Raw genomic sequence first — 6,152 nt, 5'->3', positions numbered from 1 at the left:
CGTCCATGGAGGCTTGGCCGCGCCATCCTTGGCGCGGACACCCCTGCAAATCCCACCCGCCCGACCCCGGACAGATCGCGCGCGTGCCAGCCGCGAAGAGGATACGGGGTAGAGCAGAAGCAGGAGCATCCACGCGTGGCGTGGATCTACCCGGAGCTGCTGTTGAGTCCGCCTTCAAGCGAGCCGAGCACCGCAGGTCCGGCGAGGGCGTAGAGGCGCGGGTGTCTGAGCGCAGCGAGTTCCGCGCCGTCCCTCGGCGGACCGAGGAGCGCAGGGCACCGGCGTGCGCAGCACGCCGGCTCGCGGCCGGCGGAGCGTTTCTTTTGGTTACTTTTCTTTTCGCGAAAAGAAAAGTAACGCCCGACCCAAAGTCAGTTGTACGCCAAGCCAGCCGCAAGGCAGAAATCAACCCAGCATCTCCAGCCCCCGCACTTCGGTGATGCCCAGCCCCGGCACATCGCTGATGCTGATCTCCGATTCGTTGAAGCGGACGCCGCCGCTGACCGGATCGAACTGCCCCAGCGATGGGCCATCGAGGTCGACCTTGGTGATCACATCGCTCTTGGCTACCGCCAGATGTACTGCCGCCGCCACGCTGATGCTCGACTCGATCATGCAGCCGATCATGCACGGCACGCCGTAGATGCCGGCGATGTCGGCAATGCGGATCGCGTTGGACAGGCCGCCGGTCTTCATCAGCTTGATGTTGATGATGTCGGCGGCGCGCTGCTGGATCAGGTCCATTACCTGGCTGGGGCTGAACACGCTCTCGTCGGCCATCACCGGGGTGTTGACCCGGTCGGTGACGTACTTCAGGCCGCTGATGTCGGCAGCCTTGACGGGTTGTTCCAGCAGCTCCAGCACCACGCCTGCTTCTTCCAGCGTGCGCATCGCATGCACGGCCTGCTTGGCGGTCCAGCCCTGGTTGGCGTCCAGGCGCAGCAGTGCACGGCCCTCCACGGCGGCGTGGATCGCCTTGACCCGCTCGATGTCCACGCCGATGTCCTTGCCGACCTTGATCTTCAGCGACTCGAAGCCGCGTTCGATCGCCGACAGTGAATCGGCGACCATCTTGTCGATGTAGTCCACGCTGATGGTGATGTCGGTGGTGATCACCGGGTCGCCGCCACCCAGCATCTGGTACAACGGCGCGCCATGTAGCTGCGCCCACAGATCGTAGAGCGCGATTTCCACCGCCGCCTTGGCGCTGGTGTTGCGCTCCATCGCGGTCTGCACCAGCGTGCACAGGCGGTTGAGGTTGACCACCTCCTGGCCGATCAGGCGCGGGGCGATGAAGTGGCGGATCGCTTCGATGATCGAACCGTGGGTGTCACCAGTGATGACCGCGGTGGCCGGTGCCTCGCCGTAGCCGGTGTGACCGGTGTCGGTGCGGATCAGCACCACCACGTCTTCCACGGTCTCCACGGTGCGCAGCGCGGTCTTGAACGGTGTTTTCAGCGGCACGCGCAGCATGCCCAGTTCGATGGCAGTGATCTTCATTCAGGGATTCTTGGCACGCAGGCGTTGGATGTTGGTGATGCGGTCGATGTAGCGGACGCTGTCGCTGGCCATCATCGGCTCCAGCGGCGTGACCGAAACACCATTGAGGTGGGCCTGCACGCGCTTGCCGTCGGCGCCGAACCAGCTGCCGCCCGCGGTATCGTGGATCACCCAGGTGCGGCCGTCGACGTGGCCGATGGCCATCATCACGTGGCCGGGGATGTAGACCAGATCGCCCACCTGCAGATCGGTGACGGCGCGGTCGCGCACGGCCTTGCTGTCCTTGCTGGTGAACGGCAGGCGGTCCAGCGCGGGGCTGATCGCCTGTGCGCTGGTATTGCGCGGCAGCAGTACGCCGAAGCTGCGGTAGATCTCCGACACGAATCCGCTGCAGTCGCGGGTGTCGTAGTCGTGGCCCCAGCCGTAGCGCTCGCCGAGGAACTTGAACGATTGCTGCAGCAGCAGGCGCGGAGTCAGCGGCAGGTAGTCGGCGGCGGTGTCCTGCGAGCGCGGCAGCAGCGCCGGCACCAGGCGCAGGCGGCCATCGGCCTCGCGCACCGGCAGCTGCACTACCCACGAGGCATGTGCCTGTTGCCCGTTCACCGGTTCGGCGGCGGGCCAGTCGGCCAACACCGGCAGGCGCACGCCCATGTCCAGCTGCAGGCGCGATACACGCGGCGCTTCCGGTGTGTAGGCGGTGTGCGCGATGGCACCGGTGACGATGCGGTACGGGCCCTTCGCGCCGTAGCCGAGCACCGTGGCTTTGTCACCAATGGCCACGGCATCGGCTTCGATCCACGCGCTGTAGCGCTCGCTGTGCACGAACAGCCAGCGGCCATCGGCACTGCGGTGGACCACGGCTACCCTGTCACCGGGGAACAGCGCCGATTCCTGGAAACGGTCGATATCGGTGTCGCCGACTGTGCTGAAAACACGCTGGCGGGTGGGGACGGTGCGCAGCGCGGCGCGCTTCACCACCAGCCCGTACGACGGTGCGACCTGCGCAGGAACCGCGTCGAGGCCGAGGTTGGCTTCAATTGCGGTGCGCAGGCCGGGGGCGATGGCCTGGCCCTTCTCGTCATACAGCGCCCGCTTGGGCCAGCTTGAAAGCGCGCCGATGCTGTCGCGCACCTGCGTGGCGCCGAGCTGTGCGGGCAGCGTGGCGATGTCCTGGATGTGGCTGTCCTGGGCGCGCATCCGCGCGTTCTGCGCATTGATCTGCGCGTGGTCCAGGATCGGTGCATCGGCGTTGTCCAGCCGTGCGGCCCAGTAGTCCGGGGTGAGGTAGGCCTCATGCAGGCCGATCACGTACGGCAGCGGTGCGCCGGGGTCGGGTGCAGGCGTGACCGCCTGGGTGAATGCGGGTAGGGCCAGCAGGCCCAGGGCCAGCGCCAGGGTCAACCTGCGCGGCCAGTGCCGACGCGGTTCGCGGGAAGCCAGGATCATGCGCTGCACACCCTCCTCGAATGCCTGTTGGAATATTTATTCCTTTTGGCGGCGAAAGCAAGAATAAATTATTGACCGGTCCCCCGGCCCGTGTTACACAGCCGTTACCACCCGCGCTTGGGAAGTGTCGCTGTGGATCCTGCCGTTCGCAAACCGTCTCTGCCTGCCGCTGCCGGCCTTGGTGCCGCGCTGCTGCTGTGGGCGTGGTCGGCATCGGCCGCGGATCAGCGCAGTGCCGTCGATCGTGAACAGGAAACGCGGTTGATCGATCTGGTCGACAGCGGTCGCTTCAGGGATGTCGTTGCGACGATCGCCGCAGACGGGGTGCCTCCACCCGCCGACTTCCAGTACGAGCGCATGCGCCGCATCCAACTGGATTTCAGCCTCGACGAAGCCGCAGCCAAGGCTGCCGTGCGCCGCTGGATTCCGGATCTGACCGACGAGGAGTTCGCGCGCTGGGACCAGCAGGGGCTGATCGAGCACTTCGATATCGACGGCACGCGCTGGTACTTCAAGCGTGCGCCCTCCAACCTGTTCCTGCTCAGCGACGAGGCGCGTGCGCGTCGTCGGGCAGATGCGCCTATGCCACCGCCCGGCCCGAATGAAGTGCTCAATGCACATCACGCGCGCGTGGTTGCTGCCGCCGAACAGAGCGGCAACGCATCCGTGTTGCCGCAGCGCATCGAATTCACCCAGTCGTTGACGGTCAAGGCCGACACCGTACCGGCTGGCGAAACCATTCGCGCATGGATTCCGTACCCGCGCGAGATTCCCGGCCAGCAGGAGCGCGTGCAGTGGATTGCCAGTTCCCTGGACAAGGCGCGCATCGCCCCGGCCAGCACGCAGCAGCGCACTGCCTATCTGGAAGCCAAGGCCGTGGCTGGCCAGCCGACGCACTTTGAAATCCGCTATGCGGTGACGATCTTCGCGCGCCACACGGCAATCGATGCGACGAAGGTGCAGGCCACGCCGAATGATCCCGCATTGAAGCCCTATCTGGCCGAGCAGCTGCCGCACGTGCGCTTCACCCCGGCGTTGAAGCTGTTTTCCGACCAGGTGCTGCAGGGCGAGACACGCCCATATGAAGTGGTACGCAAGCTGTTAGCGGCGGTTGATCGCATTCCCTGGGCTGGTGCACGCGAGTACTCGACGATCAGCAACATCAGTGACTACGCGCTGCGCGCCGGTCACGCCGATTGCGGGCAGCAGACCCTGCTGCTGATCGCCCTGCTGCGCATGAACGGCATTCCCGCGCGCTGGCAGTCGGGCATGGTGTTTTCCGACGATGGCAGCGGCTACAACAACCTGCACGACTGGGGCCAGGTCTACCTGGCGCCGTATGGCTGGCTGCCGATGGATGTGACCACCGGTGCCCTGGCCAGCGACGCGCCCGCGCTGCGTGATTTCTACCTGGGTGGGCTCGATGGCTACCGCATCGCGTTCAACGACGATTTCGGCCAGGCCTTCGTGCCGGCCAAACAGCACTACCGCTCGGAAACGGTCGACTCGCAGCGCGGCGAGGCCGAGTGGGCAGGCGGCAACCTGTACTTCGACCAATGGAGCTACGACTTCCAGTGGCGGGTACTGCCAGCCGGGCAACGCTAGCGCGATACACCACCCCCACCACCATTCAATTCTTGCAGGAGAGAGCAGGGGATGAAGGCTTACAACATCAAGCGGGCGGCCTTGTGCGTCGCCCTCGGGACGTGTCTGGGCATCATGTTGCCCACCACGGCCATGGCCCAGAACGTGTCGGGTGCCGTTGCCGGCCGCGCGACCGCGGGCGACCAGATCACCGTCGTCAATGCCGGCACCGGTCTGACCCGGACGGTCACCGTCGGTGTCGATGGCAGCTACCGCCTCGGCCAGCTGCCGGTGGGTGACTACCGGCTGCAGCTCAGCCGCGATGGCCAGACACTGGGCGAACAGGTGGCGGTCAGCGTCGCTGTCGGCGGCACCACGACCGTCAACCTGGCCAGTGGCGGCGGTGTCACCAACCTCGATGCACTGCAGGTGGTCGGTACCCGCGTGATCAACCGGGTGGACGTCTATTCCACCGAGACCTCATTCAACATCAACCGGCAGGAGATTTCCCGGCTGCCGGTGGCACAGGACCTGTCCGCTGTCGCGTTGATGGCACCGGGCGTGGTCGGCGGCAACTCGTCGTTCGGCGGCCTGTCCTTCGCTGGTTCCTCGGTGGCCGAGAACGCAGTCTTCATCAACGGTCTCAACGTCACCGACATGTACACGCGACGTGGCTTCAGCACGGCACCGTTCGCGTTCTTCAATGAATTCCAGGTCAAGACCGGCGGCTACTCGGTCGAGTTCGGTCGTTCCACTGGCGGCGTGATCAATGCGGTCACCCGCTCAGGCAGCAACGAGTTCAAGGGCGGCGTGGAAGTCACTGCCGAGCCCAGTGCTGGGCGCTCCAGCGGCGGCGACCATTTCCATCGCGACGGTACGCCGCATTCCTACGGCAGCCGCGACAACAACTCGTTCCTGAAGACCAACGTCTGGGGCTCTGGGCCGATCATCAAGGACAAGCTGTTCCTGTTCGCCATGTACGAGGACCGCAACGACCGCGGCCACAACACCTCGTCCGATGGCAGCACCTGGTTCAAGAACAAGTCCGGCAATGGGTTCTGGGGCACCAAGCTGGACTGGAACATCAATGACAACCACAGCCTTGCGCTGCTGGCATTCTCCGATGAAGGCGATGTCACCAATGCGTCCTACGCCTACGCCTGGGATGACAATCGTCTCGGCGACTGGGGCGGTGATTCGATCACCGAGACTGGCGGCAAGAACTGGTCAGCCACCTACACCGGTCACTTCGGACAGAACTTCACCGCCCGCGCGATGGTCGGCCAGAACAACCAGCGCGCGTTCACCAACTCGTCGCTGGACCAGGCCTGCAGTCCGGTGTTCACCGACAGTACCTATGGCACCCGTCTGTCCAAGCTGCAGGGCCTGCGCGCCGGCTGCCATCCGACCGGCACGGCCGTGGCAGAACGTGATGACACACGCGACGTGGCGCGCCTGGACTTCGAATGGCAGCTGGGGGACCACCTGCTGCGCTTCGGCGTTGACCGCGAGCTGATGACCACCGACCAGACGACCCGCTATCCCGGGCCGACCGCCTTGAGCTACACCGCCTACGTGGCGCGTCCCGGGGATGAAGTGTGGGACGGCGCCAATGCCTACGT

At 65.5% G+C, this 6,152-nt stretch carries 4 protein-coding genes; 2 read left to right on the top strand and 2 right to left on the bottom strand.

Going from position 1 to position 6,152, the window contains the following annotated elements:
* Nucleotides 1–405: 405 nt before the first annotated feature.
* On the bottom strand, nt 406–1,500 hold the full coding sequence (locus DBR20_RS03165) for a dipeptide epimerase (RefSeq protein ID WP_089238266.1): 1,095 nt from the start codon (nt 1,498–1,500) through the stop codon (nt 406–408).
* Nucleotides 1,501–2,946, bottom strand: coding sequence for an SH3 domain-containing protein (locus DBR20_RS03160; protein WP_108265157.1), 1,446 nt, complete (start codon nt 2,944–2,946; stop codon nt 1,501–1,503).
* Nucleotides 2,947–3,078: 132 nt separating this feature from the next.
* Here DBR20_RS03160 and DBR20_RS03155 point away from each other — a divergent pair, with 132 nt between their 5' ends.
* Together DBR20_RS03155 and DBR20_RS03150 are read left to right on the top strand one after the other, a co-directional pair.
* On the top strand, nt 3,079–4,551 hold the full coding sequence (locus DBR20_RS03155) for a transglutaminase domain-containing protein (protein WP_108265156.1): 1,473 nt from the start codon (nt 3,079–3,081) through the stop codon (nt 4,549–4,551).
* A gap of 51 nt (nt 4,552–4,602) precedes the next feature.
* A partial coding sequence (locus tag DBR20_RS03150) for a TonB-dependent receptor (protein ID WP_146186945.1) occupies nt 4,603–6,152 on the top strand: 1,550 nt, incomplete at its 3' end.

Source organism: Stenotrophomonas sp. HMWF023, from assembly GCF_003060985.1.
In the GTDB taxonomy this organism is placed as follows: domain Bacteria; phylum Pseudomonadota; class Gammaproteobacteria; order Xanthomonadales; family Xanthomonadaceae; genus Stenotrophomonas; species Stenotrophomonas lactitubi.
Note: the sequence above shows the minus strand (reverse complement) of the source record. Positions and strands in the feature narration are given on the sequence as shown.